Below are 24,455 nucleotides of genomic sequence, written 5' to 3'. Positions count from 1 at the left end.
CCTGGCGGCATTCATTTGGCTGAATGGCGTTAACACGAAGCTAAAAAGTTCAGATCGGATTCACCCCCCAAAATCAAGAATTTGGCTCAATTTCCGTCGCCCGGCCGTTTGTGATGCATCGCCGGTTTCACGAATTTTGAATGTTCCTGAACAACCCGCTAGGATCCAGCTGTGACCGACTCGCTCAGCCGCGCCCGCTATGTCGTCCTGGTCGCCCTCTTGGGTGCCGTGGCCGCGCCGTCGGCGTGGGGCCAGGGGTACCCGATGGCGCAGGGTGGTCGCGAGGGCATGCCGGCATCGGCACGCGGCAACAGCCGCACCTTGTCGGACACCATTCGCCACGTGCAGCGGTCTACCGGTGGACAAATTCTGGGTGCCGAGCGTGTGCCGTTCGATGGCGGCAACCTCAATCGGGTCAAGTACATGAAAGATGGGCGCGTCCACACGGTGTACGAGCCGGAGCAGACGCAGGCCGCACCCCCGCGCAGCTCTCCGCCTCCCGACGCGCCACCACGCGACGATAACCACTGAACGTAGATAGTTTGGCGTTCAGTCTCATAAATTCCCCGGCCTTGGGCCGATAACGTTACTAGGGAGAGTGCATGCGTATTCTTTTGGTCGAAGACGAAGCTCCGCTGCGCGAGACCCTTGCCGCGCGTCTGAAGCGTGAAGGCTTTGCTGTCGACGCTGCACAGGACGGCGAAGAAGGCCTGTACATGGGCCGCGAAGTGCCGTTCGACGTCGGCATCATCGATCTGGGCCTGCCCAAGATGTCGGGCATGGAGCTGATCAAGGCGCTGCGCGACGAAGGCAAGAAATTCCCGGTACTGATCCTGACCGCGCGTTCGAGCTGGCAGGACAAGGTCGAAGGCCTCAAGCAGGGCGCCGACGATTATCTGGTCAAGCCGTTCCACGTCGAAGAGCTGCTGGCTCGCGTCAACGCGCTGCTGCGCCGTGCCGCAGGCTGGAGCAAGCCGACGCTGGAATGCGGCCCCGTGGCCTTGGATCTGGCGGCGCAGACGGTGAGCGTCAACGGCGCCAATGTCGACTTGACCAGTTACGAGTACAAGGTGCTCGAGTACCTGATGATGCATGCCGGCGAACTGGTCTCCAAGGCCGACCTCACCGAACATATCTATCAACAGGACTTCGATCGCGACTCCAACGTGCTGGAAGTGTTCATCGGTCGCCTGCGCAAGAAGCTCGACCCGGATGGTGAGTTGAAGCCGATCGAGACCGTGCGTGGTCGTGGCTATCGCTTCGCCATTCCGCGCACCGAAGGCTGAGTCCGCGCGTCGGCAAGCAGGAAGACTTAGGTGCCGATGCGCTCCAAATGGTACAAACGCTGGCGCCCGCGCTCGTTGCAGGCGCGCCAGCTGCTGGCCGCCAGCCTCAGCCTGGTGGCCTTCCTGGCGTTGGCCGGTTACGCGCTGGATGTCGCCTTTGCCGACACTGCCGAAAAGAACCTGCGTGAGCGGCTGAAGAACTACGCCTCGGCTTACGCCGCCAATATCGACTTTGTCCGCGACGGCTCGATCTATATCGGCGGGCAGCCGCCCGATCCGCGCTTCGACGTGCCCGGTGGCGGCTTGTATGTGGAGGTCGTGCGTCCCGACGAAAGCTGGACTTCGATGTCGGCCGAAGGCCCGAACATTCCGCATGGCCGCATGCTGGAGCCGCGCCAGGAAGAATTCATCGGCCCGCTGGAGATGACCCAGATCGATGGCAGCCTGGGCCAGTTGTATCGCTACGGCCTGGGCGTCAGTTACGTCGAACGCGAGCACGGCGGCGAGATCCCTTACACCATCTACGTGATGGAGGATGCGCGCTCGATGGGCGCGCAGCTGCGTGTTTTCCGTGGCGCGGTGTGGTTTTACCTCGGCAGTGCCGGCGTGGTGCTGCTGGTGCTGCAGGCGTTCATCCTGCAATGGAGCCTGCGCCCGTTGCGGCGCGTGATCAACGAGCTGACCAAGGTGCAGCGCGGTGAGATCCAGCGCATGAGCGAGCAGCATCCACGCGAGCTGGAGCCGCTGACCGACAGCATCAACGCCTTCATCGAGAGCGAGCGCGACAACCTGGAGCGCCAACGCAATACGCTGGCCGATCTGGCGCACAGCCTGAAGACGCCGATTGCGGTGCTGCGCACGCAGCTCGACAGCGGCGCCTCCGAGCACGATCTGCATAAAGAGATGGACGTGCAGCTGCGGCGCATGAACGATCTGGTGTCGTATCAGCTGGCGCGCGCGGCCTCCAGCGGCCACAAACTGTTTGCAGCGCCATTGCAGATCGAGCCGTCCGCCGAAGAAATCGTGCGCGGTCTGGAGAAGGTGTATTCGATCAAGGGCGTGCTGTGCGAGTTCGATATTTCGCCGGATGCGCGTTTTCATGGCGAGCCGGGCGATTTGCAGGAACTGCTTGGCAATCTGCTGGAAAACGGCTTCAAGTGGGCGCGCAGCCGGGTGCTGCTGACCGCACAGCCCGGTCCGACCACCGGTAGCCGGCGCGCCGGCCTGATCCTTTCGGTCGAAGACGACGGCCCTGGCATTGCGCCGGAAGATGTCGCCAAGATTCTGCAGCGTGGCGTGCGTGGCGATGAGCGCGTGCAGGGGCACGGTATCGGCATGTCGATCGTGCAGGATCTGATCAAGGCCTATCGCGGTGAGTTGCAGGTGGTGCGCTCGCAGGAACTGGGCGGCGCCCGCTTCGATGTGACCCTGCCTCCGGGGTTGTGACGCGCCTACGTGTCCGGATGAACCCGTGGGCAATGGCCTGCACTGCTCCGACAACCGTTTAACGCCTCGAGCGTTTGCTTGACCATACTGGTCAGGTCGCAGGCACCTGCGATGGAGAGCCGCATGATCGAGCGCGTTGCACAAGTCTCCTGCGCGGAAACGCGCCCTTTGCCACGGCGATGGCTGCACACTTGGGGCTGTGCGTTGCTGCTTGCCGGCTGCGCGTTCGCCGCGGTCGGCCATGCTGCCGAAACGCCGTTGACGCCAACCCAGACGCGCTGGCTGCAACGTGCCACCTACGGTGTGGATGCCGATGGCGCCGCGCAGTTACAACGGCTTGGCCCCAAGCGCTATGGCGCGCTGCTGCTCCAGCCCAGTGACGACGCTGTGTTACCGGCACCGATTCGCGCGCAGCTGCAAGGCTTCGATGCACTGCACACCCCGCTGGACACCTTGCTGACCGGCTACGAGGCCGACAAGATCCGGCTGCAAGCCATGCCTGATGGCGATGAAAAAGTCGCCTTGCGCAAGGATTGGCAGGCACGCGGCGGTCAGATGATTAATCAAGCGCGTCAGGCGCAATTACTGCGTGCGGTGTACGCACCGGACCAGCTGCGCGAGCAGCTGGTGTGGTTCTGGCTCAATCACTTCAGCGTGTATGCCGACAAAGGCCGCGTGAAGTGGATGGCCGCCGATTACATGGAAAACGCGATCCGTCCCAATGCCACCGGCAAGTTTGCCGATCTGGTGATGGCCACGCTGCAAAGCCCGGCGATGCTCGAATATCTGGACAACGCCAAGAATGCCAAGGGCAAGGTCAACGAGAACTACGCGCGCGAACTGATGGAACTGCACACCCTGGGCGTGCATGGCGGCTACACCCAGCAGGATGTGCAGCAGCTGGCATTGATCCTCACCGGCGCGGGCCTGGTGCCGATCAAGGCCGATGGTGCGCCGCCGGTGCCGATGACCGTGCCTGGTCAGCCACAGGTGGTGCGCAAGGGTCTGTTCGAATTCAACCCGGCGCGTCATCAGCCCGGCGACAAGATGCTGCTGGGTCAGCGGATTGCCGGCGGTGGACTGGATGAAATCGAACGTGCGGTGCGGCTGTTGGTGCGCCAGCCGGCATGTGCGCGCTTCGTCTCGCAGCGCATGGCCGAGTACTTCGTCAGCGACACGCCGCCGCCGGCACTGGTCGCGCGCATGGCCAGCACCTTCCAGCGCAGCGATGGCGATATCGGCAAGGTCATGCAGACCATGGTGAGTTCTGCGGAATTCGCGCAGGCGCAACCGCGCAAGTTCAAGGACCCCAATCGCTTCGTGGTCTCGGCGATGCGGCTGGCCTACGAAGACCAGCCCGTGATCAATGCCGGCCCGATGGCCAGTTGGGCGCAGCAACTGGGCGAGCCGCTGTTCGGGCGCATCACACCCGACGGATGGCCGCTGCAATCGCAGGCCTGGACCAGCTCCGGGCAACTGGCGCGCAGGTTCGAGGTGGCGCGCGCGCTGGGCAGCGGCCCCAAACAATTGTTCCGGCGCGATGGCGACAACGACACGCCGATTCCGCCGCTGACGCGCATCGACACGCGCGCGGCATATCGCTGGATCGCGCCGTCGCTGGCGACAAGTACGCAGCAGGCGCTGGAGCAGGCGCGCTCGCCGGCGGAATGGAACGGGTTTTTGTTGGCGTCGCCGGACTTCAACTACCGCTGATTCATACCGCTGATTCACCGACGCTGATCACCGAGTGCGATGCAGGCATCGCCGTGGGAGTACACCATGCAACGACGTCAATTTTTGCTTGCTTCTGCCGCCGCCGCCACAAGTCTGCCGTGGGCCGGTCGCCTGTTTGCCGCGCCACGCGATAGCGCGCGCATGCTGGTAGTGTTCTTGCGCGGCGGCTACGACAGCAACAATCTGTTGGTGCCGCATGGCAGCGATTTTTATTACCAGTCGCGGCCCACGCTGGCGATTGCGCGGCCGGATCCGGCCAATCCGGACAGCGCCATCGCGCTGGACGCGCACTGGGGGCTCAACCCGGTGATGCGCGATGCGTTGCTGCCGTTGTGGCAACGCAATCAACTGGCGTTCGTGCCATTTGCCGGCACTGATGATGTGTCGCGTAGCCACTTCGAAACCCAGGACGATATCGAATCCGGGCAAGCCGGTAAGCACCGCGACTATCGTTCCGGGTTCATGGCGCGGCTGTCGGGTGTCCTCAGTGGCGTGCCGGCGATTGCCTTCACCGATTCGTTGCCGCTGACCTTTCAAGGCGGCGGCGATCTGCCCAACGTCTCGCTGCGGGGCATCGGCAAGGGCGGGCTGGATGCGCGTCAGTCGCAGATCCTGTCGCAGATGTACGACGCCACGCCGCTGGCGACGGCGGCGCGCGAAGGACTTGCGTTGCGCCAGCAGGTCACCGCGCAGTTGCGCGAAGAGATGGAGCAGGCCGGCCGCGGCGCTGCCAGCGCGCGCACCTTTGCCGATGAAACCCGACGCATGGCAAGCTTGATGCGCGAGCGGTATCGGCTGGGATTTGTGGATGTTGGCGGTTGGGACACGCATGCCAATCAGGGCAGTGTGACGGGCGGACTGGCCAATAACCTGCGCAATCTTGGCGAAGGGCTGGCCGCCTATGCCGATGCCTTGGGCCCGGCCTGGGACGATACGGTGGTGGTGGTGATTTCCGAGTTCGGCCGCACTTTCCGCGAGAACGGCAGCAAGGGGACCGATCACGGGCATGGCACCACGTACTGGGTGCTGGGCGGCGGCGTGCGCGGCGGCCGGATTGCCGGCGAGCAGGTTGCGGTGGATCAGGCGCACCTGTTGCAGAACCGCGATTATCCGGTGCTCAGCAACTACCGCAGCGTGTTCGGTGGCGTGTTGCAGCGCTTGTGGGGCTTGTCGCCCGCGCAGCTGGAACGCGTGTTTCCAGACGCGACACCGCGTGATCTTGGATTGGTGTAAGCGCGATCGATGACATCGCGCCATTGAACGCTGCGCAGTGTCTGCCATTGCTCATCTTCGCGCTGAGTCTTTTTGTCTTGCCCAACTGTGTACGTGACGACCACTCGCCAGGTGTGACCAAGGGCTTGCAGCGCAGCGCTAACGCTCTAGCTCAGTGCGCACATCCAAAGACGATCAGGTTCACGCGACACGCGCAATCGACTTGACGCAAACAGCACTCGCGCCGTCAAACATCCACATACCTGCACGCAAACCAACGCGTAAGGCTTGCGCGGCGCAATCAACCGTGGCCATCCGATGCAAACGGCGAAGGCCCATACACGCTGACCAGATGCGCGGCGACCTCCGGCATCACGCGTTGCAGCACCTGCGGCGCCGAGAAGTGATATTCGCTGACCACTGCGAAGAATTCTTCCGGCGCTTCGGCTGCGTACGGGTCGATCTCGGTATCGTGGCCGGCGTCCACCCGTTGGCAGAACGCATCGAATGCGTGCTGAAAATCGCGTGCCCAGCGGCGTTGCCGATCGCGCGGCAGTGGCGGGGTGCCGTCGAGCGCGCCGTCCAGTGCATCGAGCTTGTGCGCCATCTCGTGCACGATCACGTTGAAGCCGGCCTGCGGGTCGTCCAGATCGGCTTGCACATCGGCCCAGCTGACGATCAACGGACCTTGTTCCCAGGCTTCCCCGATCAAGGTGTCGTCCCAGGCATGCATCACCCCGGCCGCATCCACATGGGTGCGCTGCACACGGAAGGCGTCCGGATAGACAATCAGCTGCGACCAGCCGCGCCACCCGGCTGCGCCGATTTCCAGCAACGGCAGGCAGCAGGTGGCGGCCAGCAACACGTGGTCGTGCGGCTGCAGCTGCAATCCATCGACCGGCGAAATGGTTTTTTGATGCAGAAACTGCGCGGTCAGCGCCCGCAGACGTTGCTGGCGCCGCGCATCGAGCGCGGCAACCCAGGCGCAGCGGTCACACACCGGTTGCCAAAGCGCATCAGGAATCTCGAGCGGCGGCCGGCGTAGCCAGCGCGTCAACCACTGGATCAGCGGAACATGCCCGGCAGAAAACTGTGCCAGCGCGGCATCATGCGCATGCGTGGGAACAACCCATCGCCATCGCTGCCACCACCGCCGGTTGCCGGTGCAGGCTTGTGTTGCGGCGCGCGTGCCGGTGTTGCCGGTTCGCCATTGGGCGTTCTGCCGCGTGCGGCCGAGTTGGTGCTGACGCAGCTCTCATGATCGCCATCGACCAACTGGTCCGATGCCAGGGCGGCAAGCGGAGCCAACAAGAACAGCAGGCAAACCGTGAGTCGGCGCATCGTCCACATCCAGGGCAAGCGGCGTGAGTCGTCGATCATAACGCGGTTTTCACTCCCTCACGCAAGCCGCGCTGGGCGGCCGCGAAGGCTTGGCGCATACTTTCACGGATAGATTTGGGAACCGTTGCCGTGGATGACCGCGCGTTGCTGGCCAAACTTGCGAGCGGCCGGCTGTCCGGCGATGCGCTGGCGCGCGATGCCGGGTTGACCCGTGCCGCCGTGTGGAAGCGCATCCAGAATTTGCGCGCTGCCGGTGTCGATATCGACGGACGGGCAGGCGATGGCTACCGCCTGGCCGCGCCGCTGGACCTGCTGGACGCCGTGCGCATCCGTGCCGCCATGGCGACCGACGCGGCAGCGGGCCTGGCTGCGCTGGAAGTGGCCTGGACGCTGGAATCCACCAACACCACGCTGCTGGCGCGCCCGGCGCCCGAACACGGCGTGTCTGTGTTGCTGGCCGAGCGCCAGACCGGCGGGCGCGGTCGACGCGGCCGCCAGTGGACCTCGCCGCTGGCCGCGCATCTCTATCTGTCGGCATCGCGTCGTTTCAGTGGCGGGCTGGGCCAGCTGGCCGGGCTGAGCCTGGCGGTGGGCGTGGCCGTGGCCGAAGCCCTGCGCGGGTGCGGGTTTGCCGATGTCGGTCTGAAGTGGCCCAACGACCTGCTGGCGCGCGAGCGCAAGCTGGGCGGCCTGCTGATCGAGGGCGGCGGCGAGATGGCCGGCAATGCACGTGCGGTGATCGGGCTGGGCTTGAACGTGCACATGCCGCCGGCGGCCGCCGCCACGATCGACCAACCGTGGGTGGATCTGGACACCCTGGCCGGCCGCACAGTCTCGCGCGACAGCGTGGCGGCAGCGGTGTTGTCCGGCCTGTTGCCGGCACTGGACCTGTTCGAAGCGCAGGGCCTGGCGCCGTTTCTGGCGCGCTATGCAGCGCTGGATGTGCTGAGCGGGCGCGCCGTGCAGGTTGAAGAAAGCGGCACCCTGCATCGCGGAGTAGCGCTTGGCCTGGCCGCCGATGGTGCATTGCGCGTGCAATTGGGCGAGACGGTGCGCCTGTTCCACTCCGGAGAAGTCAGCGTGAGACCTGCATGAGCGAGTGGTTGTTCGACCTGGGAAATTCGCGCTTCAAGTACGCCCCGCTGCACGGCCACCGCGCCGGCGACCTGCAGGCCTGGGCGCACGGTGCCGAGGCGATGGATGCGGCGGCGTTATCGGCGTTGCCGTCCGGGCGCATTGCGCACGTGGCCAGCGTGGCGGCGCCGGCATTGACGCAGCGGATGATCGCTTGCCTGCAGGAGCGTTTCGAGCAGGTCCGCATCGTGCGGACCGCAGCCGAATGCGCCGGCATCCGCATTGCCTATGCCGACCCGAGCCGCTTCGGGGTGGATCGGTTTCTGGCCTTGCTGGGCGCGCGTGGCGACGCACCGGTGCTGGTGGCCGGGGTGGGCACCGCCCTGACCATCGATGTGCTCGGTGCCGATGGGCAGCATCACGGCGGGCGGATCGCCGCCTCGCCCACCACCATGCGCGAAGCGCTGCATGCGCGTGCGGTGCAGTTGCCGGCCAGCGGTGGCGACTATGTCGAACTGGCCAACGACACCGACGATGCCCTGACCTCCGGCTGCGATGGCGCGGCGGTGGCGCTGATCGAGCGCAGCCTGCACCACGCACAACGCAGCCTGGGCGTGCCGGTACGGCTGCTGATGCATGGCGGCGGCGCGCCACCGCTGCTGCCGTTGTTGCCCGATGCCAGCTTTCGCGCGGCCTTGGTGCTGGATGGACTGGCAACCTGGGCGATGCATTCGTCCTCGCCGTAGAGCGCCTTGTGCGGGTCGGCTGAGAGGCATGGGGCCACCAGTGGTCCGAGTGGATGCACTGTGGCGCCGGCTTGACTGGCTGCCTAGGTTCTCAGCAGCAGGGTGCTGGCACACCGGCGACGTGGCCCCAGGCAGCGCTGCTGGGGGCACGCGTTGCCGCCGGCCGGCGCAAGCAAGGTGGCTTGTAGTTACGCACCGAGAGTGTGTTGCGCGCCTGGTCCCGCCGCGGCGCCGACGCTTCGCACTCCCCCCAAGCCACATGACACGCTCTAAAATCGACGCATGTACGTACGCGCGCTCATCGTTGTCCTGATCATCCTCAATGCCGGGGTGGCACTGTGGTGGGCGTTGCAGCCACCGCCGGCGCCACCGGCCGCACCGCCGCAACCGTCCGGGGTTGCCCGCTTGGACCTGCTGCCGATGTTGCCGACCAAGGCGACAGCAGCAGCGGTGCCGCGTCTCGAAGTGACAACCGCTGCAACGCCGGATGCCGGTGCTGCGGCTGATTCCACTACGCCGTCTCCTGCGCCGACGGCAGCACCAACGCCTGCGCCCGAACCTGTGCCAACACCGGCGGTGGCCGAGACGGCACCGCGGCCGGCCGACGCGGCAGCGGCAGCGAAGAACGTTTCCAAATCTGTTGAGGAAAGCACCGCCGTCGCCAAGCCGGCTCCAGTGCCGACACCGCCGGCCGCCCCGGAGGGCTGCGTCAGCGTCGGGCCGTATGCGGCACGCAGCGATGCCGATGCCGCGCTGGCGCGCGTTCGCGGCCAGGCCAGCCGCGCCAGCGTGCGCGAGGACACCGACGCCGGGGTCAGTACGTTCCGGGTGATGTTGCCCAATGTGGGCGACCGCGCCACGGCGCAGGCCCTGGTCAAGCGCATTGCGGCCGCTGGCATCGGCGACTATTACGTGATTGCCCAGGGCGAGGACAACACGGTTGCGCTGGGGCAGTACCAGAGCCGCGAGCGTGCCGAGCGGCGCCAGGCCAGCTTGGTCAGCGCAGGCTTTCCCGCACAGTTGGTGCCCAGCGGTAGCGGTCAATCGCGCTGGTGGATCGATCTGCGCAGCACGGTGGCGGCCGCTGCCTTGCAAAGCGCTGCGGGTGCGACGCGTCAACGATCGCTAGATTGCTCCGCGCTGCGCTAGAATGCGCACCGGCGCGCAACGCGCCTGCCTTTGCCGGCATAGCTCAGTTGGTAGAGCAACCGCCTTGTAAGCGGTAGGTCCCCAGTTCGAATCCGGGTGCCGGCACCAAGAAGGTCTTTCCGCTGCATCCCGGAAAGGCCTGTCCGCTGCCGGGCTTGGCGATCAGCGTCCCCAAAATGCGTCCTCCTGGATTTGATCGGCCGAGAACAGCCGGACTTCGACGATCTTGCCGTCTTCGATGCGCAGCAGATCCACGCCGGCCTGCTTGAGCGTGACGCCGTTGGCCTGGCCGGAAAATTCCAGCGTGATGGCCACCCAGTCGCCACTGGCCATGTAGTCATCGGCACGGCTGATGGCGAAGGTACCGTTGGAGACCTCCATCATCTTGCCCAGCATCGGCCCGACCACCGCCATGCCTTGGTGGGTGCCGGAGAATTGATGGTTGCCGGGCTGGTGCCAGATCACGTCGGGCGAAATGAGGCTGCCCAGCGTTGCGTGGTCGCCGGTCTGGACCGAGGTGATGTAGGACTTGGCAATGTCGATGGTGTTCATGGTGGTTTCCTCGGTTGGTTGAAATGTCAGCGTGCAAGGCCTGCAGGCGTGGGTGCCTGGTTGGCCGATCTTTAGTGGGAGTGAAGCGCGGTGCGGTCTGCGGCGATAGGTCAGGACATCAGGCTTTGCTGGGCGCCGGGATGTAACGTGATCGACCAATGGACGTGCACGACGCGCCAGCGTCCTTCGATGTAGCGGAAGACCTGTGTCGAATTCCAGGCAGTACCCGGCGTCTCACCGCCCTGGCCGTCGCCGAGGATGTTCTGCAGGTTGTAGTGCAACACAGCCATGTCGCGGTTGTCGCTGACCATTACCACCGGCTGGATATAGTCGTTGCGCAGGATCTTGAGCTTGCCCTCGAACACGTTGCGGAAGTAGGCCTCCACCGCCGCATGACCGTCCAGACGCAGCGCGGTCAGGGGATCGAAATACGACACCTCGTCGCTGTAGGCCTCCAGTGCGCCATCGACGTCGCCCTTGTTCGAGCGTGCGTTGATGCCGTTGTCCACGGCCAGAATGGCCTGGGTGATCCGTTCGATATCGGCGTGCATCGTCTGTTTTCTCAGGAAAGTGGGGGCGTGCTGTGGGAGTGATTATTGGACTTGATTGGCCGACGCGAGCGGTCCAAAGTGGACGGCGAATGATCATTTCCGGACATCTTTCAAATGGTGCAGGCCGATGACCAGTCCCGGACGCAGCCGTTCTCCGAAGGCGCAGGCGAGATCGCAGATCCTGCCGTTGGCCTATCACCCGCAGGCCCCCTATCGTCTCGACCTTGAAGTCTTCACGGTTGCCGATCTGCGTACCCGCGCACCCCGGGAAGCAGTGCAGGCGACGCACCGCTACGGATTCCACACCTTGTTGTGCGTGACCCAGGGCGTGTGCACCCAGCTGATCGACTTCAAGGCGATCGCCTGCGCGCCAGGTTCGCTAGTGATCGTGCGGCCCGGCCAGGCGCACAGCTATGGCATCAAGGACGACTGGGATGGGTGGAACGTGATTTTCCGCCAGGAGTTCGTGCTGCCGGCAGCAACAATGCCGGGCGATCTGAAGCTCGCCTTCGACCTGGGCAAGCTGCCGGACCATGTGCAGCTCGGTCGCGATGACTTGAAGCGGCTGACCGATGTGATCGTGCAGATGCGCCAGGACACGCTGATGGAGGCGCCGCAAGACGACGTGCACGCGCTGTTGCGTCATCAGCTGCATGCGTTGCTGACGCGGCTCAGCATTGTGCATGGCCGTACCCACGTGCGCGATGTTGCGGTGTCTGCGGCGCTGCGCCGCTTCCACCGGTTCCAGCAGCTTGTCGAAGACTGTTTTGCACAGTGGCATCAGGTTGCCGACTACGCCGATCGGCTCGGGTGCACGGAAAAGAGCCTGGCGCGCGCAGTGCAAGCGGCGATGGGCACCACCGCAAAGACCTTCATTGCCGCACGGATCAACCTGGAAGCCAAGCGCCTGCTGGTGCACACATCCCTGCCGGTTGCCGCAATCGCCGAAGAACTGGGCTTCGACGAAGCGACCAACTTCAACAAGTTTTTCAGGCGGGAAGTAAGTTGCACGCCGTCGGAATTTCGGCGGCGGTATCGCGTTGCCGAGCGATAGCGACCGCCTGCATGCGACTGCGCAAAGAGCGGCTGCCCGCCGCCATCTCCGCCCTCGGGACGTGATGGCGCGACGCGCCTGATGCGGCAGCGGCTTCGTCGGGACATCTGGCTGGCCGTGCCTTCAGCGCAACCGCGCTCCTTGGCAAGCGGGCCGAGCTCCCGTGTGCGGGTAAGTCGCGTGTAGCTCGCAGCTCGAAAATCTGCATCGCGCAGCGGTGGTGCTGGCTGCGCGGCAGGACGCTTGGCAGGTCAGGCCGGGCGACCAGCCGAGAGCAGTTCCAGCACGGCCTTGCCGGCGTCGCCGCTCAAGCGTTCGGCCAGGGCTGCCACGACAATGGCATGGGTTTGCCGCAAGACGCTGTCTGCATCGGCGCTGGCGTCCACGACATGTTTACCCGGCAATTGCAGCGCGGCGAAGATGGCACGGCAGCGTTCCAGGTTGTCCTGGGTTTCGAAGTGGTTGGGTGCGTCGCCGCGGGCGCGGATGCGGGCCAGGCCGGTGGGTGGCGGCAGGTCGAGCAGCAGCAGCACGTCTGGGCGCGGCGCGAAGGCATTGCGTTCCAGCAACTCGTCCAGCGGCAGGCCGGCGGCGCCCTGGTAGGCGACCATCGACGGAAAGTAGCGGTCCAGGATCACGATGTCGCCGCGTGCCAATGCGGGGGCAATGAGGGTGTCCACATGTTCGTGGCGGTCGCGGATCAGCAGCTCGGCTTCTTCGTCGGCGCTCAGGCGGCCGGTGGCGGCGGACTGACGCAGCTGGGTGCCCCAGGGGCCATTGGTCGGCTCCTTGCTCAGCACGACGCGGGCGCCGGCCGCTTCCAGTGCTTTGGCCAGGCTGCGGGCGAGGGTGGTCTTGCCGGCGCCGTCGATACCTTCGATCGCGATCAGCAAGCCACCGGGCTTCAGTTCGATTGTCATCGCGCTACTTTATCCGATCGTGGCAATGGATCCGTCGCTGGCGATCTTGCAGGGCGTTCGCCCTGCATTGCTGCGGGGGCGCTGGATCACGCAATGGCATGCACGCAAGCGACAATCTTCGTCCCACATGAGCACCTTGCGCAGGACGGTGACGATGGCGGCGCCCCGCTGGCACGTCATCGCGCAACGCTTGCCGGGCACGTCATGCGTGCGCATCCCGCCATCTGCCATCCACAAGCACCCAGCGTTCGAACACAGCCCGCCGTCGAAGATATCGATGGCGCATCTGATGCCGAGCGGACGTATCTACCAGTGCCTGGACACCTCACCCGCGCGCTGACAAGCGCGGCAATCGCCGCAAGACGTCGGTCTTTGGCTGTGTGCAGCGGCGATCACTGCATCTGCGCCAATAGTGCGGTTCACGCGTGATACCGCGGGTTGTTCAAGGGTTCCCCGGCCGTAGCGTTCCCTGGCGCTGCCGCTATTGCCGATTCACTATCACGGGTATGTCCTGCGCGATGTCGGGAATGTCCCGATGTCACCGCTTCTGTCCGCTCGGCATACTGAATAAGTCGGACACAGCGCTCATTCGTACCATGACTGAGTCGCGTTTCTGGCTTCAAGGAAGAAGGACGCGTCGCCGCCACCCTAGAGGCGGCATCCCCCGCGTGACGCCCTTTTAGGCCCGTCGTGACCGGATTCCTTGTTTATTTTTGCGCGGTTTACCGCTAGCCCGCCACACCATCACCGCGCGCCGGCAATCAGCTTGCCGAGGTATAGCGATAGGACAGCAGCGATTTCACCAGGAAGGTGATCTGGGTGGCCGAGCGCGCATCCACGCGCATGACCGGAATGCGGAAGCCTTCGGTCGCCAGCGCATCGCGAAATGGCGGCAGCAGAAAGTCTTCGACCTCGTCGGTCATGGTGATGCCCACGGCCAGGCTGGCGTCCGGTGCGATCTGCGAAAACTCACGCAGCAACGCCAGGGTCGCCTCCAGCATCTGCGGGTCGCGCGCATTGGTCAGCACGATCACGCCCAGTGCGCCGTCGCAGACCAGCGGCCACATGAAATCCAGATATTTCTGGCCGGGCACGCCGTAGACGTGCAGCAATTCGCCGTCTTCCAGCTCGATGGAGCTGTAGTCCAGCGCGACCGTGGTGTAGATCTTGTCGCCATAGGCATCCTGGCTGAGCGGCATTTCGGTGCTGACCGGCTCCACGTCGGAGATGGCGCGCACCGCGGTGGTCTTGCCGGCGCCCATGCCGCCAACGAACACCAGTTTGTTGGCTGGAAGACTCATGACTGCGCCTGCGAAAGAGAGAGGCCAAAGCGACGTGCGACCCAGGAAAAAAACCGGGAGTTGCTGCTGTCCGGACGACGCGGCGGTGACGGCACGGAAATCTCCGCAGTCTGGGTGAGGCCGCTGGCAAGTGCGGCGGCGAACAGGCATTCCACCGTCTGCAGCGGCAGCTTGCAAGCATTGGCCAGCGCCTGCGGGCGCCAGGGGCGCGCATGCAGGTGGGCAATGGCGAGCAGCTGCGCAGGCGAACTGGTATCGGCGCTCAGCTCCGGCCACTGCCGTAGCTGCAACGCACGGCTGGCCTCCACCGCCGGCAGCGCGGGGCGCAGGTGCTCGGGCAGGGCGAAATACAGCGCTTCGAAGGAGATGCGTTGCGTCAGTGCGGCATCGGCATCGCCGGTCACGGACTGCCAGCCGGGGCGATCCAATGCGGCAACGAGCTCCGATAGCGACAGGCCGGCTGGCAGGTGCAGGCAGCGACTGGATGGGTCCACGCGCACCTGCAGGTGCGCAGTGCGCAGCAGCACCAGGCCTGCGCCGAATTCGCCGCGGCAATGGCGCAGCAGCAGCGCCGGTTCGGCCACCTGGGCAGCGTGTGGCGAAGACAACAGCAGACGCATCTGTTCGTTGAGTTCGCGCACGGTGGCGCCGTGCTTGAGCCAGGCGCCGGCGACCGGCGTGCGCGAGACCACCAACACGCGCACCGGCTGGCCTTGCAATGCCTGCCATGCGGCCAGGCCATCGGCAGTTTCCAGACCCAGCACCACCACGTCGGCCGCATGCTGCGGCCATTCGCCCAACTGCACGTCGATGCGCTCGGCGAGCAGCAGCGAGCACGCCAGTTTCAGGCGCGTGGTGTGCAGCAGATCCAGGCCGGCCGTGGCGACCCGCATGGCGTGAATGGGTGTGGTCATGAGATGGCGCCGTCGTGGCGCAAAATAGCGACAACGCCTGCCGGTACGCACCGGCAGGCAGGGTCGGCGACGCGGATGCGCCGCTGGACAGGCATCAACTGAAATCCAGGGTCTTTTCGAACGCCTTGAGCTCGTGGCGGGCCATGGCCAGATTGGCCTTGGCGCGATCCAGCACGACATACAGAAACAGCGTGCCGTTGCTCTCGAGCGGACGCAGCAGGTGGTACTGGCGCGACAGCGTGATCAGGATGTCTTCGATGGTGTCGTGCAGACCGAGCTGCTCGGCGATGCGGCGCTTGGCACGCACCACTTCGGTATTGCCGGCTGCGGCCAGCTCGAGGTTGAGTTCGGTGCCGCCGGTCATGCCCAGGGCCATGCCGCTGTCGCTGTCGACCAGCGCGGCGCCGACGAAACCGGCGAGCGAATGCAATTGTTCCAGATTGAGTTTTGACATCGGTGGTCCCCTTCCAAACGGTGAGAAAAATCGGTGCGCTCGTGCAAGCACGAACAATGCCAACAGCATCAGCCGGCCGGTTGCGCCAGCGCTGCAGCCAGGCGGCCGGCGCAGTCGCGCGCGTTGAACAGCAGCGCGGCTGCATTGAGGTCGGCGCCGCCTACGGCGGTCAGCGTCAGCGGTTTGTCGGCACGGATGCGGATCAGCACCAGCTGCCCGCCACGCGTGCTGATGGTTGCGTAATCGGCCTCGCTCAAACTCGACTCGCGCGCCAGCGTCTCGCCCAGGGTCAGGAACGAATTGGCCATCGCGGCCAGGCGGCGCCCGTCCACATCCAGGCTGGATTGTTCGGTAATGGCGCGGCCATCGGCGGTGGACAGCATCAACAGCCGGATGCCCGGCTCGCGCTCGATGGTTTGCGCGAATTCGCGCCCGATCCGGTGCAGGTCGTACTGATGCGATGCCCGCGCGACTTCGCCCACGGCAGCCTTGACGACCTGGTTGACGGCGTTATGCGGCATGAAACTCCCCTGTTGCTGATGGCCCGAGCGCGTACGTGATGCGTGTGCTGCGCTGGCCGGCGCACCATACCACCGAGGTATTAGTGCTCAGTCACACCAGCCTCAGGCGCTTAACTGGGCGGTCAGACAAGCAGAATCTGCAATGTCCAGCGCGCCACAAACTGCCGTGGCACGTCACTGTAGCGGCGCGTCGAGGCAGATCTAAACCCGTCCGTTGTGCCGGCAGACAGATGCAAATCGCATGCCGTGTTGCGCTGCCGCGCGTCACTGCGCGGGCGCGCCACTAGACTGCATGGCTTTATCGATGCTGGAGCAATGCATGGCAACGCAGTACGTGCCGGTTTCCCTGATTGGCGTTCCCACCGACATCGGTGCCGGCCACCGTGGCGCACGGATGGGGCCGGAGGCGCTGCGCATCGCCGGCTTGCAGGAGGCCTTGATCGGCCGTGGCGTGGAGGTGCGCGATCTGGGCAACCTGGATGGCCCGCGCAATCCCTGGCAGGCGCCGCAGGCCGGTTACCGGCATCTGGACGAAGTCGTCGCCTGGAACCAGGCGCTGATGGACGCCAGCTACGCCGAGCTGCAGGCCGGACGCATGCCGATCATGCTGGGCGGCGACCACTGCCTGGGCATCGGTTCGATCACCGCAGTGGCCAAGTACTGCCGCGAACAGGGGCGCCCGCTGCGGGTGCTATGGCTGGACGCGCATTCGGACTTCAACACCAGCGAAGTGACCCCCTCGGGCAACGTGCACGGCATGCCGGTGGCCTGCCTGTGCGGGCTGGGCCCGCAGGCGCTGACGCATCTGGGTGGCAATGCGCCGGCGCTGCTGCCCGAGCAGGTGCGGCAGATCGGCATCCGCTCGGTGGACCCGGAAGAAAAACGCCTGATCAAGCAGCACCGCATCGACGTCTACGACATGCGTTACATCGACGAGGCCGGGATGAAGCGCACCATGGAAGCCGCGCTGCAGGGCATGAGCGCCGACACCCACCTGCATGTGAGCTTCGATGTGGATTTCCTCGACCCCAGCATCGCGCCGGGCGTGGGCACTACGGTGCCGGGTGGCCCCAACTACCGCGAGGCGCAGCTGGTGATGGAGATGATTGCCGACACCGGGCGCATGGGGTCGCTGGATATCGTCGAACTGAACCCGGTGCTGGACAACCGTAATGCCACCGCCGAGCTGGCGGTGGATCTGGTCGAAAGCCTGTTCGGCAAGTCCACCCTGATGCGAGATTGATCCAGCGCTGAACGAGGCAGGCCCTCGTTCACATCAAATCCACGTCCGCGCAGTCAGATTTGGCGCCAAGCGAGGTGCGTTGGCACCGGGCGCAGACCGAGGAAGAGCAAATGAAGCGACTGCTGACACTGATGGTGCTGGGCCTGTTCTCGGCCGGCGTGATGACTGGCTGCAATACCATGGCCGGCGCCGGCAAAGATATGCAGGGCGCGGGCGGCAAGGTCGAAAAGACTGCCGAGAAATGCAGCGACGGTAAGTGCTGATCCGTCACCGGTTGGTGGCGTTTGTCTGATTCGATTGATCTGCGGCAACGCGCCGCTTTACCCACGAAGGAGTCTGTTATGAAGCGTGCAATTGTGCTGCTGGTGCTGTCGATGTTCTCGGTCGCGATGCTGTCGGGTTGCAACACCGTCGCAGGTGCCGGCAAGGACGTGCAGGGCGCTGGCGAGAAGGTGGAAGACGCAGCGCGTAAGTGATCTGACGCCGCATGCAACAAAAAACGGGCCGCAAGGCCCGTTTTTTTTTGTCCGGCAGCTGTCGGGCCCCACCGATGCGCAGGGCGTGACCGCAGCGCGTCGCGCGGAGGCGCCGATGCGCTGTGACACGCCGGATGGGCCCGTTCAGTGCGGTGATTGCCGGCTTGACACCTCTTGATGCACAGCAAACGCCCGCGTAGGCAACCTGCCAGCACGGTCAATCGCGGCCGCATCAGCGGAGTCAACGCAATGAACACTGACGTCATTTCCGGCAAGTGGACCCAGCTCAAGGGCAAGATGCAGGCCAAGTGGGGTGATCTCACCGACGACGATTTCAAGGTTGCCGAAGGCAATGCCGAATATCTGCAGGGCAAACTGCAGGAACGCTATGGCTGGGACCGCGACCGCGCCCAGACCGAAGTGCGCGCATTCGAAAAATCGCTGCGCGACGACACCTGATCTGCGCACAGCGCCGCTCCGGCAACGGTGAGCGAGGCAGCTGAGCACCGATGAATGCAACGGGCCGCCATGTGCGGCCCGTTGTGCGTCTGTCAGGGGCGCATCCGGGGATGGGGCGATGAGCAGCGCACGGAACCGTTAAACTTGCGCGCTGACTCCCTGGCATTACGCAGATGACCACTCGCGTTCTCACCGGCATCACCACTTCCGGCACCCCGCACCTTGGCAATTACGTCGGCGCGATCCGTCCGGCCATCCAGGCCAGCGCCGGCGACGATGCGGAGAGCTTCTATTTCCTGGCCGATCTGCACAGCCTGATCAAGGCACAGGACCCGGCGCGCACGCAACGCTCCACGCTGGAAATCGCCGCCAGCTGGCTGGCCTGCGGCCTGGATCCGGACAAGGTCTGGTTCTACCGCCAATCGGATGTGCCCGAGACCACCGAGTTGATGTGGTTGCTCACCTGCGTGGCCGGCAAGGGCATCCTCAATCGCGCGCATGCCTACAAGGCGGCGGTGGACAAGAATCGCGCCGACGGCGAAGACGACGATGCCGGCGTGAGCGCCGGGTTGTTCATGTACCCGGTGTTGATGGCGGCAGACATTTTGATCTTCAACGCGCACAAGGTGCCGGTGGGACGCGATCAGATCCAGCACATCGAAATGGCGCGCGATTTTGCGCAGCGCTTCAATCATGTGTACGGGCACGAGTTTTTCACCTTGCCCGATGCGGTGATCGACGAGCAGGTGTCCACCTTGCCTGGCCTTGACGGCCGCAAGATGAGCAAGAGCTACGGCAATACGATTCCGCTGTTCGCTCCGCGCGAGGAACTGCGCAAGCTGGTGTTCTCGATCCTGACCGATTCGCGTGCGCCGGGCGAAGCCAAGGACACGCAAGGGTCGGCGTTGTTCCAGCTGTATCAGGCCTTTGCCACGCCGCAGGAAACGGCCGCCTTTGCGCAGGCATTTGCCGACGGCATCGGCTGGGGCGATGCCAAGCAGCAGTTGTTCGAGCGGATCGACCAGGAGATCGCACCGCTGCGCACGCGTTACGAGGCGCTGATGGCCGAGCCGGCCAAGATCGAAGCGATTCTGCGCGCCGGCGGAGTACGCTTGCGTGCGCGTTACGCCACGCCACTGCTGGCCGAGCTGCGCGCTGCGGTGGGTCTGCGCGATCTGTCCGATCAGGCGGGTCCTGCGGCCGCGCAGGCGGGCGAAAAAATCGCCTTGCCGGTGTTCAAGCAATACCGCGAGAACGATGGCCAGTTCTATTTCAAGTTGAACGACGGTGCCGGTGCGCTGCTGTTGCAGAGCGACGGCTTCGCCTCGCCACGCGATGCAGGCCAGCTGATTGCACGGCTGAAACAGGCCGAGCAGGCCAGCGATCTGCAACTGCCGGGCGTGCATGCGCAGGTGCAAGCCGATGCGGTCCTTGCGGCGATGCGGGTGCTGCGCGAGGCGTGATCGATGCGGGTGCGGCAAGGTGCGGCAACCGCCTTGCGCGCGTGGGGATTGCATCGCAGCTGCAATGCCGAGATCCGGCAGCACGTCTGCCTAGTGCTTGAAGTCGTCGTGTTAATGCATCGTTGCCTGGAATCATCGGCACACCGCGCGCCCACTGCCTGCGCCTACACTGCGGCTGTCTTTTTTAGAGCGGCTAGCGACACGTAGCGAGCAGTTGTCAGGTGGTTGTGGACGCCGCGCAGTGACCCGAGTGTGCGTGTGGTACATCCCACACCGAACAGAGGCCGTACAGTCGTTTTGTCAGTTGCTCTTATCGCCACGGAATATGAATGACCGCATTGAACGATCCCAGCATCCACACCATCGATACCGGCTTTGGCGGCCTGCAGTTCGACGCGGCGTATCTGATTGTCGAGGGGCAACGCGGGGCGCTGGTCGATTGCGGGACCTCGCTGTCGGTGCCGCACATGCTGGCGGCAGTGCGGGCCTCGGGGCTGACGCCGGCGCAGGTGGAATGGTTGATCCTGACCCATGTGCACCTGGATCACGCCGGTGGTGCCGGTGCCTTGCTGCAGCATCTGCCCAATGCGCGCGTGCTGGTGCATCCACGCGGTGCGCCGCATTTGATCGACCCCACACGCCTGATTGCCGGTGCGACCGCGGTGTATGGCGAGGCGGAAATGGCGCGCAGTTACGGCGAAATCGTGCCGGTACCGGCCGAGCGCGTGGTGGAGGCGGTCGATGGTCACTCGGTGTTGCTGGGCGAACGCGCGCTGCGCACGATCGATACGCCGGGACACGCGCGCCATCATCTATGCGTGTGGGATGCACGCAGTCGTAGCTGGTTCACCGGCGACACCTTCGGGCTGTCGTATCGCCAGCTCGATAGCGCGCAGGGCGCTTTCATCCTGCCGACCTCTTCGCCGGTGCAATTCGAGCCGGAGGCGATGCTGCAGTCGATCGCGCGGCTGATGGAGACCGCGCCGGAGGCGATGTATCTGACCCACTACGGGCGGGTCACTTCGCCGGAGCCATTGGCGCAGGCGCTGATCGAGCAGATCCATGCGATGACCGCCATCGCACTGAGCTGCGCACAGCATACGGACCGCCATTGCTGCATGGTGGCGGTGTTGACCGAACTGTATCTGGAGCGCGCCCGCCTGCACGGCTGCCGCCTGGACGACGCGGCGGTGGCGCAGCTGCTGGCCACCGATATCGAACTCAACGCGCAGGGCCTGGCGTGTTGGCTGGATCGCGCAACGCGGACCAGTTAGCGCGCTTGGAGTGGCTGGAAAAAACTTCTAGAACGCTGCATCAATGGCGGCGTGGATGCCGTCGAACCAGTCGATTAGCTCTGACGCTGACCTAGGTCGTGAGCGTCAGTGTCGGTTGGATGTTCCCAAGCCGAGCTAGTCGAGGGCGCGATGCCCTCGCCGCTTGCGGGACACGCCGTGAATCCGTCCGTGGAGGCTCGGTGGCGGCATCCATGCCGCCACACGGTCCCGCAAGCGGTGAGGACACCGCACCAGAAATAAGTCGGTTGCTTTCTTGAAAGCTTGTTGGTTGCTCGGCTTGCGTTGGAAGGCTCACCGAAACCACGGTGATCCGAACAACATGCATCGTGCGTTGCTTGCACCCTGCATACCGACATTCCCGACTGGCCCTTGCCTGCCGATCGTCTCTGGACCTTACGACGCGGCATGGATGCCGCGTAAGCGCCTTACAAGGACGGACTTGCGGCGTGTTCCGCGATGGTGGGCGGGCAAGAGCCCTGCATCCAAGCCGCAGATCGGCCGCTCTGCCCGCGATGCATCCATACCGTAGGAAAGATGTTGTGTGTGATCTGCTTCATCGGCGTTTGGCGAAATGAGACATTCTCGATGACGCTATCTGCGCGCTAGCTTCACTCAAACAGCGCCCCCGCGCTTTAGAGCGGCCAACAAGAGGACTGTGCTCACCGCCAGGCGGGCGCAGCCGGTGCTCGGTGCGGCATGTACCACTCGTACACTCAAGTTCCTCCGCCCCGTCCACACCCACCTGATGACTGCTCGCGACGTTTAGTTAGCCGCTCTAAGCCAGGCATGCAGTCCATGCAATTGAATGCATTCTCGTGTCGTTGCGCTCCGGTGTTGGCCGCACGCTTGTAAACTGTGTGTCATCTATCTGTTGCAAGGCCACGCCGTGAATCCGATGCGCATCCTGTTGTTGTCCGCCTGCCTGTTTGTGGGAGGTGTGGCGCAGGCCGCCAACGATCTGCCCGGTGGCGGCATCGATGCCGAGGCGTTGTCGCGGCATGTGCGGCTGCTGGCATCGGATGCATTCGAAGGCCGTGCGCCGGCCAGCGCGGGCGAGCAGCGCACCGTCGATTACCTGGTCGAGCAGTTCAAGGCCGCGGGCGTGCAGCCGGGCGGCGAACAGGGCGGTTGGACCCAGGCCGTGCCGCTGGTGCGCGCGCAGGTGGAGGGCCCGGTCAGCGCCACGCTGCGTGTGGGCGGCAAAACGCAGACCTTGGTCAACGGCACCGATGTGACCTTGCAGAGCCTGCGGCCGATCGACAAGGTGGCGTTGAAGAATGCGCCGCTGGTGTTCGTCGGCTACGGCATCAGCGCGCCGGAGCGGCAGTGGGACGATTACAAAGGCGTGGACCTGCGCGGCAAGATCGCAGTGGTGCTGATCAACGATGCCGACTTCGACACCGCACAGCCAGGCGCGTTCGACGGCAAGGCGGTCACCTACTACGGCCGCTGGACCTACAAGTACGAAGAAGCCGCGCGCCGCGGCGCCGCCGGTGTGTTGATCGTGCACGAGACCGCGCCGGCCGCGTATGGCTGGGCCACGGTGCAGAGCTCGGGCCTGTCGCCGCTGTTCGATATCGAACGCAGCGATGCCGATGCGCGGGCGCAGCACGTGCCGGTGCGTGGCTGGATGCAGCGCAGCTTGGCAGCGTCGTTGTTCACGCAGGCCGGGCTGGATTTCGAACAGGCCAAGCAGCGCGCGCAGCAGCGCGACTTCGCACCGATGGCGCTGGGCGATGCCACGTTGTCGGTGGACTTCACGCTCAAGCGCGAACGCGTGGTCACGCATAACGTGGTGGCCAAGCTCACCGGCACCCAGCATCCGGACGAGACGGTGATTTTCTCCGCGCACTGGGATGCGTTCGGGATCGGCAAGGCTGATGCCAGCGGCGATACGGTGCGACGCGGTGCGGTGGATAACGCCACCGGCGTGGCCAGCGTGCTGGAACTGGCGCGCGTGTTCGCCGCCGGCCCAAAGCCGCAGCGCACGTTGTACTTCATTGCATTGACCGCCGAAGAAAAGGGCTTGCTCGGTGCCAACTATTACGCGGCACATCCGCTGGCGCCGTTGGACAAGACCGTGGCGGTGCTCAACATGGAGATGTTCAGCCCGGATGGCCCGACGCGCGATATCGCCTCGTGGGGCCGTGGCCGCGTGTCGCTGGAAGGCGATCTGGAACAGGCCGCCAAAGCGCGCGATCGCACGTATTCGCCGGACCCGAATCTGGAAGCGGGCTTCTTTTACCGCGCCGATCATTTCGCCTTCGCGCGCATGGGAGTGCCGGCGATTACCGCAGGCCCGGGACTGGACATGCTCAACGGCGGCGTCAAGGCGGGCAAGGCATTGCGCGATACATACTTCGCCGACTGCTATCACCAGCCCTGCGATCGCTGGACTCCGCAATGGGATGCCACGGGACATGCGGCCGATACCACGCTGGTCTACGACGTAGGCGTGGCGCTGGCCAATGGCCGGCAGTGGCCGAGTTGGCAGGATGGCTCGGAATTCAAGGCCATCCGCGCCAAGAGCGATGCCGCGCGCAAGTAAGGCCTGACGGGTCAAACGCCCGCTGCGGTGTTATCGGGCCGGGCGTTGCATCGCTGGCGATGGCCGTGCTCAGCGCATCCAACCGCTAAGAGCAGCTAACAAAACGACTGTGCAGCCGCCGGGCGGGCGCGGCCGGTGCTCGGAATTGGCATGTACCACCCGTACACTCCGTTTCCTCCGCGCCGTCCACACCCACCTGACGATTGCTCGCTACGGTTTGTTAGCCGCTCTAAAGCGCGGAGCGTCGGCTGCAGTTTTATTTTTTGGGTTTGCCACAGGGATAGCGCTTGCGCAGCGCTTCGATGATGAGGCCGGGCGCGGCTTCGTCCAGGCGCGCATCGGGTAGCGCGGTGATATCGGCGATGATCGGCAGCAGATCCGGCGGGCCTGCCTTGCCCGCCGGCATGCACCATTGCGTGCGATAGCTGGTGCTGGCCACGCCGAGCACATAGGCGCCGGCGCGGCTGGCCGAAACCATGACCTTGAGTTCGGGCTGGTTTGGCGCATCGATCTCCGGCGCCAACGAGCCATCCAGCCCCGCCTCGATCAACTTGCGTCCGCTGAGTTCCCACGGCTCGAGTGTGCGTGCCGCTGCGGTGGTGGAGAGAACGGTCAGGGCGGCCATGGCCAGCCAGGGAAGGCGACGTAGCATCTGCGCTCCGGAAAGATGGGTGAGTTGCACCATAGCGCGCAAGGCGGCCATGAGCATGCATGTA

26 protein-coding genes, 1 tRNA gene, 3 other RNA genes and 1 pseudogene are annotated in these 24,455 nt (G+C 64.8%); 20 read left to right on the top strand and 11 right to left on the bottom strand.

Going from position 1 to position 24,455, the window contains the following annotated elements:
• Positions 1–228: 228 nt before the first annotated feature.
• From ACCQ06_RS21225 to ACCQ06_RS21205, 5 genes and pseudogenes are all read left to right on the top strand, one after another.
• A complete protein-coding gene (locus tag ACCQ06_RS21225) occupies positions 229–531 on the top strand; it encodes a hypothetical protein (RefSeq protein WP_316692714.1) in 303 nt (100 codons plus the stop codon).
• A 71-nt stretch (positions 532–602) separates the two neighbouring features.
• A complete protein-coding gene (locus ACCQ06_RS21220; protein ID WP_002808458.1) occupies positions 603–1,286 on the top strand; it encodes a response regulator transcription factor in 684 nt (227 codons plus the stop codon).
• A 75-nt stretch (positions 1,287–1,361) separates the two neighbouring features.
• A complete protein-coding gene (locus tag ACCQ06_RS21215; protein WP_211287651.1) occupies positions 1,362–2,732 on the top strand; it encodes an ATP-binding protein in 1,371 nt (456 codons plus the stop codon).
• Positions 2,733–2,969: 237 nt separating this feature from the next.
• Positions 2,970–4,445 (top strand): annotated as a pseudogene (locus ACCQ06_RS21210) (DUF1800 domain-containing protein); the annotation flags it as partial.
• 66 nt (positions 4,446–4,511) lie between these two features.
• Positions 4,512–5,699, top strand: a complete 1,188-nt coding sequence (locus ACCQ06_RS21205) for a DUF1501 domain-containing protein (protein WP_316689047.1) — start codon at positions 4,512–4,514, stop codon at positions 5,697–5,699.
• A gap of 280 nt (positions 5,700–5,979) precedes the next feature.
• Here the strand turns inward: ACCQ06_RS21205 and ACCQ06_RS21200 are convergent, their stop codons facing one another.
• Positions 5,980–6,735 carry a M90 family metallopeptidase gene (locus tag ACCQ06_RS21200; RefSeq protein WP_316689046.1) on the bottom strand — a complete coding sequence of 252 codons (756 nt, stop codon included), beginning with the start codon at positions 6,733–6,735 and terminating at the stop codon, positions 5,980–5,982.
• An 8-nt stretch (positions 6,736–6,743) separates the two neighbouring features.
• The gene (locus ACCQ06_RS21195) at positions 6,744–7,058 is read right to left on the bottom strand and encodes a hypothetical protein (RefSeq protein WP_104614799.1); all 315 of its coding nucleotides are present in this window, start codon (positions 7,056–7,058) and stop codon (positions 6,744–6,746) included.
• Between the two features lie 90 nt (positions 7,059–7,148).
• On the opposite strand from ACCQ06_RS21195, the gene birA reads away from it, so the two are divergent.
• The 4 genes from birA to ACCQ06_RS21175 all read left to right on the top strand — a co-directional run bounded on the left by birA (position 7,149) and on the right by ACCQ06_RS21175 (position 10,096).
• On the top strand, positions 7,149–8,114 hold the full coding sequence (gene birA / locus ACCQ06_RS21190; protein ID WP_503297925.1) for a bifunctional biotin--[acetyl-CoA-carboxylase] ligase/biotin operon repressor BirA: 966 nt from the start codon (positions 7,149–7,151) through the stop codon (positions 8,112–8,114).
• Positions 8,111–8,839, top strand: a complete 729-nt coding sequence (locus tag ACCQ06_RS21185; protein ID WP_316689043.1) for a type III pantothenate kinase — start codon at positions 8,111–8,113, stop codon at positions 8,837–8,839. The genes birA and ACCQ06_RS21185 overlap by 4 nt, the downstream gene beginning before the upstream one ends.
• A 282-nt stretch (positions 8,840–9,121) precedes the next feature.
• A complete protein-coding gene (locus ACCQ06_RS21180; RefSeq protein ID WP_316689042.1) occupies positions 9,122–9,988 on the top strand; it encodes an SPOR domain-containing protein in 867 nt (288 codons plus the stop codon).
• A 32-nt stretch (positions 9,989–10,020) separates the two neighbouring features.
• A tRNA-Thr gene (locus ACCQ06_RS21175) sits at positions 10,021–10,096 on the top strand.
• Positions 10,097–10,150: 54 nt separating this feature from the next.
• Here the strand turns inward: ACCQ06_RS21175 and ACCQ06_RS21170 are convergent.
• Both ACCQ06_RS21170 and ACCQ06_RS21165 read right to left on the bottom strand, forming a co-directional pair.
• Entirely contained in the window at positions 10,151–10,540 is a 390-nt protein-coding gene (locus tag ACCQ06_RS21170; protein WP_104614802.1) for a nuclear transport factor 2 family protein, read from the bottom strand.
• Positions 10,541–10,650: 110 nt separating this feature from the next.
• Positions 10,651–11,091 carry a YybH family protein gene (locus ACCQ06_RS21165; protein ID WP_316689039.1) on the bottom strand — a complete coding sequence of 147 codons (441 nt, stop codon included), beginning with the start codon at positions 11,089–11,091 and terminating at the stop codon, positions 10,651–10,653.
• A 127-nt stretch (positions 11,092–11,218) separates the two neighbouring features.
• Between ACCQ06_RS21165 and ACCQ06_RS21160 the strand changes: the two genes are divergently transcribed.
• Positions 11,219–12,145 (top strand): helix-turn-helix domain-containing protein, encoded by a 927-nt coding sequence (locus ACCQ06_RS21160; RefSeq protein ID WP_316689037.1) that lies wholly within the window; start codon positions 11,219–11,221, stop codon positions 12,143–12,145.
• 251 nt (positions 12,146–12,396) lie between these two features.
• Here the strand turns inward: ACCQ06_RS21160 and tmk are convergent, their stop codons facing one another.
• Positions 12,397–13,065, bottom strand: coding sequence for a dTMP kinase (gene tmk, locus ACCQ06_RS21155; protein ID WP_228323280.1), 669 nt, complete (start codon positions 13,063–13,065; stop codon positions 12,397–12,399).
• A gap of 25 nt (positions 13,066–13,090) precedes the next feature.
• Between tmk and ACCQ06_RS21150 the strand changes: the two genes are divergently transcribed.
• Positions 13,091–13,405, top strand: coding sequence for a hypothetical protein (locus tag ACCQ06_RS21150; RefSeq protein ID WP_316689034.1), 315 nt, complete (start codon positions 13,091–13,093; stop codon positions 13,403–13,405).
• Positions 13,406–13,826: 421 nt separating this feature from the next.
• Here ACCQ06_RS21150 and ACCQ06_RS21145 read toward each other — a convergent pair whose 3' ends face one another.
• The 4 genes from ACCQ06_RS21145 to ACCQ06_RS21130 all read right to left on the bottom strand — a co-directional run bounded on the left by ACCQ06_RS21145 (position 13,827) and on the right by ACCQ06_RS21130 (position 16,255).
• A complete protein-coding gene (locus tag ACCQ06_RS21145; protein WP_316689032.1) occupies positions 13,827–14,366 on the bottom strand; it encodes a GTP-binding protein in 540 nt (179 codons plus the stop codon).
• A complete protein-coding gene (locus ACCQ06_RS21140) occupies positions 14,363–15,280 on the bottom strand; it encodes a hypothetical protein (protein ID WP_316689030.1) in 918 nt (305 codons plus the stop codon). The genes ACCQ06_RS21145 and ACCQ06_RS21140 overlap by 4 nt, the downstream gene beginning before the upstream one ends.
• Positions 15,281–15,374: 94 nt before the next feature.
• Positions 15,375–15,734: a roadblock/LC7 domain-containing protein gene (locus ACCQ06_RS21135; RefSeq protein ID WP_104614809.1), complete on the bottom strand. Its 360-nt coding sequence runs from the start codon at positions 15,732–15,734 to the stop codon at positions 15,375–15,377.
• A 68-nt stretch (positions 15,735–15,802) separates the two neighbouring features.
• Positions 15,803–16,255 carry a roadblock/LC7 domain-containing protein gene (locus ACCQ06_RS21130; RefSeq protein ID WP_104614810.1) on the bottom strand — a complete coding sequence of 151 codons (453 nt, stop codon included), beginning with the start codon at positions 16,253–16,255 and terminating at the stop codon, positions 15,803–15,805.
• Positions 16,256–16,574: 319 nt separating this feature from the next.
• Here ACCQ06_RS21130 and rocF point away from each other — a divergent pair, with 319 nt between their 5' ends.
• From rocF to ACCQ06_RS21105, 5 genes are all read left to right on the top strand, one after another.
• Positions 16,575–17,498: an arginase gene (rocF, locus tag ACCQ06_RS21125; RefSeq protein WP_104614866.1), complete on the top strand. Its 924-nt coding sequence runs from the start codon at positions 16,575–16,577 to the stop codon at positions 17,496–17,498.
• Positions 17,499–17,608: 110 nt separating this feature from the next.
• Positions 17,609–17,761 carry an entericidin A/B family lipoprotein gene (locus ACCQ06_RS21120; RefSeq protein ID WP_055847227.1) on the top strand — a complete coding sequence of 51 codons (153 nt, stop codon included), beginning with the start codon at positions 17,609–17,611 and terminating at the stop codon, positions 17,759–17,761.
• Between the two features lie 78 nt (positions 17,762–17,839).
• The gene (locus ACCQ06_RS21115; RefSeq protein WP_005989324.1) at positions 17,840–17,974 is read left to right on the top strand and encodes an entericidin A/B family lipoprotein; all 135 of its coding nucleotides are present in this window, start codon (positions 17,840–17,842) and stop codon (positions 17,972–17,974) included.
• A gap of 249 nt (positions 17,975–18,223) precedes the next feature.
• Positions 18,224–18,433 carry a CsbD family protein gene (locus ACCQ06_RS21110; protein ID WP_104614867.1) on the top strand — a complete coding sequence of 70 codons (210 nt, stop codon included), beginning with the start codon at positions 18,224–18,226 and terminating at the stop codon, positions 18,431–18,433.
• Positions 18,434–18,606: 173 nt separating this feature from the next.
• Positions 18,607–19,896 (top strand): tryptophan--tRNA ligase, encoded by a 1,290-nt coding sequence (locus ACCQ06_RS21105; protein ID WP_104614811.1) that lies wholly within the window; start codon positions 18,607–18,609, stop codon positions 19,894–19,896.
• Positions 19,897–20,087: 191 nt separating this feature from the next.
• Here the strand turns inward: ACCQ06_RS21105 and ACCQ06_RS21100 are convergent.
• A non-coding RNA gene (locus ACCQ06_RS21100) (sX9 sRNA) lies at positions 20,088–20,163 on the bottom strand.
• A 62-nt stretch (positions 20,164–20,225) separates the two neighbouring features.
• Here ACCQ06_RS21100 and ACCQ06_RS21095 point away from each other — a divergent pair.
• From ACCQ06_RS21095 to ACCQ06_RS21080, 4 genes are all read left to right on the top strand, one after another.
• A complete protein-coding gene (locus ACCQ06_RS21095) occupies positions 20,226–21,170 on the top strand; it encodes an MBL fold metallo-hydrolase (RefSeq protein WP_228323275.1) in 945 nt (314 codons plus the stop codon).
• A gap of 717 nt (positions 21,171–21,887) precedes the next feature.
• A non-coding RNA gene (locus ACCQ06_RS21090) (sX9 sRNA) lies at positions 21,888–21,963 on the top strand.
• 123 nt (positions 21,964–22,086) lie between these two features.
• Positions 22,087–23,739 (top strand): M28 family metallopeptidase, encoded by a 1,653-nt coding sequence (locus ACCQ06_RS21085; RefSeq protein ID WP_372365886.1) that lies wholly within the window; start codon positions 22,087–22,089, stop codon positions 23,737–23,739.
• Between the two features lie 150 nt (positions 23,740–23,889).
• Positions 23,890–23,965, top strand: a non-coding RNA gene (locus ACCQ06_RS21080) — sX9 sRNA.
• A gap of 30 nt (positions 23,966–23,995) precedes the next feature.
• Here the strand turns inward: ACCQ06_RS21080 and ACCQ06_RS21075 are convergent.
• Positions 23,996–24,424, bottom strand: a complete 429-nt coding sequence (locus ACCQ06_RS21075) for a Rap1a/Tai family immunity protein (protein ID WP_372365884.1) — start codon at positions 24,422–24,424, stop codon at positions 23,996–23,998.
• Between the last annotated feature and the right edge of the window lie 31 nt (positions 24,425–24,455).

Origin of the sequence: Xanthomonas sp. NCPPB 4467 (genome assembly GCF_041475665.2) — a bacterium.
Classification (GTDB): domain Bacteria; phylum Pseudomonadota; class Gammaproteobacteria; order Xanthomonadales; family Xanthomonadaceae; genus Xanthomonas; species Xanthomonas dyei.
The sequence above is the reverse complement of the archived record's forward strand: the minus strand, read 5'-3'. Positions and strand labels throughout refer to the sequence as shown.

Excerpts from the sequence above, each read along its gene's own strand:
- ACCQ06_RS21095 (WP_228323275.1), top strand. The coding sequence starts at position 20,226 with ATGACCGCATTGAACGATCCCAGCATCCACACCATCGATACCGGCTTT.
- ACCQ06_RS21085 (WP_372365886.1), top strand. The coding sequence starts at position 22,087 with ATGCGCATCCTGTTGTTGTCCGCCTGCCTGTTTGTGGGAGGTGTGGCG.
- rocF (WP_104614866.1), top strand. The coding sequence starts at position 16,575 with ATGGCAACGCAGTACGTGCCGGTTTCCCTGATTGGCGTTCCCACCGAC.
- ACCQ06_RS21160 (WP_316689037.1), top strand. The coding sequence starts at position 11,219 with ATGACCAGTCCCGGACGCAGCCGTTCTCCGAAGGCGCAGGCGAGATCG.
- ACCQ06_RS21115 (WP_005989324.1), top strand. The coding sequence starts at position 17,840 with ATGAAGCGTGCAATTGTGCTGCTGGTGCTGTCGATGTTCTCGGTCGCG.
- ACCQ06_RS21110 (WP_104614867.1), top strand. The coding sequence starts at position 18,224 with ATGAACACTGACGTCATTTCCGGCAAGTGGACCCAGCTCAAGGGCAAG.
- ACCQ06_RS21105 (WP_104614811.1), top strand. The coding sequence starts at position 18,607 with ATGACCACTCGCGTTCTCACCGGCATCACCACTTCCGGCACCCCGCAC.
- ACCQ06_RS21145 (WP_316689032.1), bottom strand. The coding sequence starts at position 14,366 with ATGAGTCTTCCAGCCAACAAACTGGTGTTCGTTGGCGGCATGGGCGCC.
- ACCQ06_RS21170 (WP_104614802.1), bottom strand. The coding sequence starts at position 10,540 with ATGAACACCATCGACATTGCCAAGTCCTACATCACCTCGGTCCAGACC.
- ACCQ06_RS21140 (WP_316689030.1), bottom strand. The coding sequence starts at position 15,280 with ATGACCACACCCATTCACGCCATGCGGGTCGCCACGGCCGGCCTGGAT.
- ACCQ06_RS21130 (WP_104614810.1), bottom strand. The coding sequence starts at position 16,255 with ATGCCGCATAACGCCGTCAACCAGGTCGTCAAGGCTGCCGTGGGCGAA.
- ACCQ06_RS21205 (WP_316689047.1), top strand. The coding sequence starts at position 4,512 with ATGCAACGACGTCAATTTTTGCTTGCTTCTGCCGCCGCCGCCACAAGT.
- ACCQ06_RS21150 (WP_316689034.1), top strand. The coding sequence starts at position 13,091 with ATGGATCCGTCGCTGGCGATCTTGCAGGGCGTTCGCCCTGCATTGCTG.
- ACCQ06_RS21195 (WP_104614799.1), bottom strand. The coding sequence starts at position 7,058 with ATGATCGACGACTCACGCCGCTTGCCCTGGATGTGGACGATGCGCCGA.
- ACCQ06_RS21180 (WP_316689042.1), top strand. The coding sequence starts at position 9,122 with ATGTACGTACGCGCGCTCATCGTTGTCCTGATCATCCTCAATGCCGGG.
- ACCQ06_RS21075 (WP_372365884.1), bottom strand. The coding sequence starts at position 24,424 with ATGGTGCAACTCACCCATCTTTCCGGAGCGCAGATGCTACGTCGCCTT.
- ACCQ06_RS21220 (WP_002808458.1), top strand. The coding sequence starts at position 603 with ATGCGTATTCTTTTGGTCGAAGACGAAGCTCCGCTGCGCGAGACCCTT.
- ACCQ06_RS21185 (WP_316689043.1), top strand. The coding sequence starts at position 8,111 with ATGAGCGAGTGGTTGTTCGACCTGGGAAATTCGCGCTTCAAGTACGCC.
- ACCQ06_RS21135 (WP_104614809.1), bottom strand. The coding sequence starts at position 15,734 with ATGTCAAAACTCAATCTGGAACAATTGCATTCGCTCGCCGGTTTCGTC.
- tmk (WP_228323280.1), bottom strand. The coding sequence starts at position 13,065 with ATGACAATCGAACTGAAGCCCGGTGGCTTGCTGATCGCGATCGAAGGT.
- ACCQ06_RS21165 (WP_316689039.1), bottom strand. The coding sequence starts at position 11,091 with ATGCACGCCGATATCGAACGGATCACCCAGGCCATTCTGGCCGTGGAC.
- ACCQ06_RS21120 (WP_055847227.1), top strand. The coding sequence starts at position 17,609 with ATGAAGCGACTGCTGACACTGATGGTGCTGGGCCTGTTCTCGGCCGGC.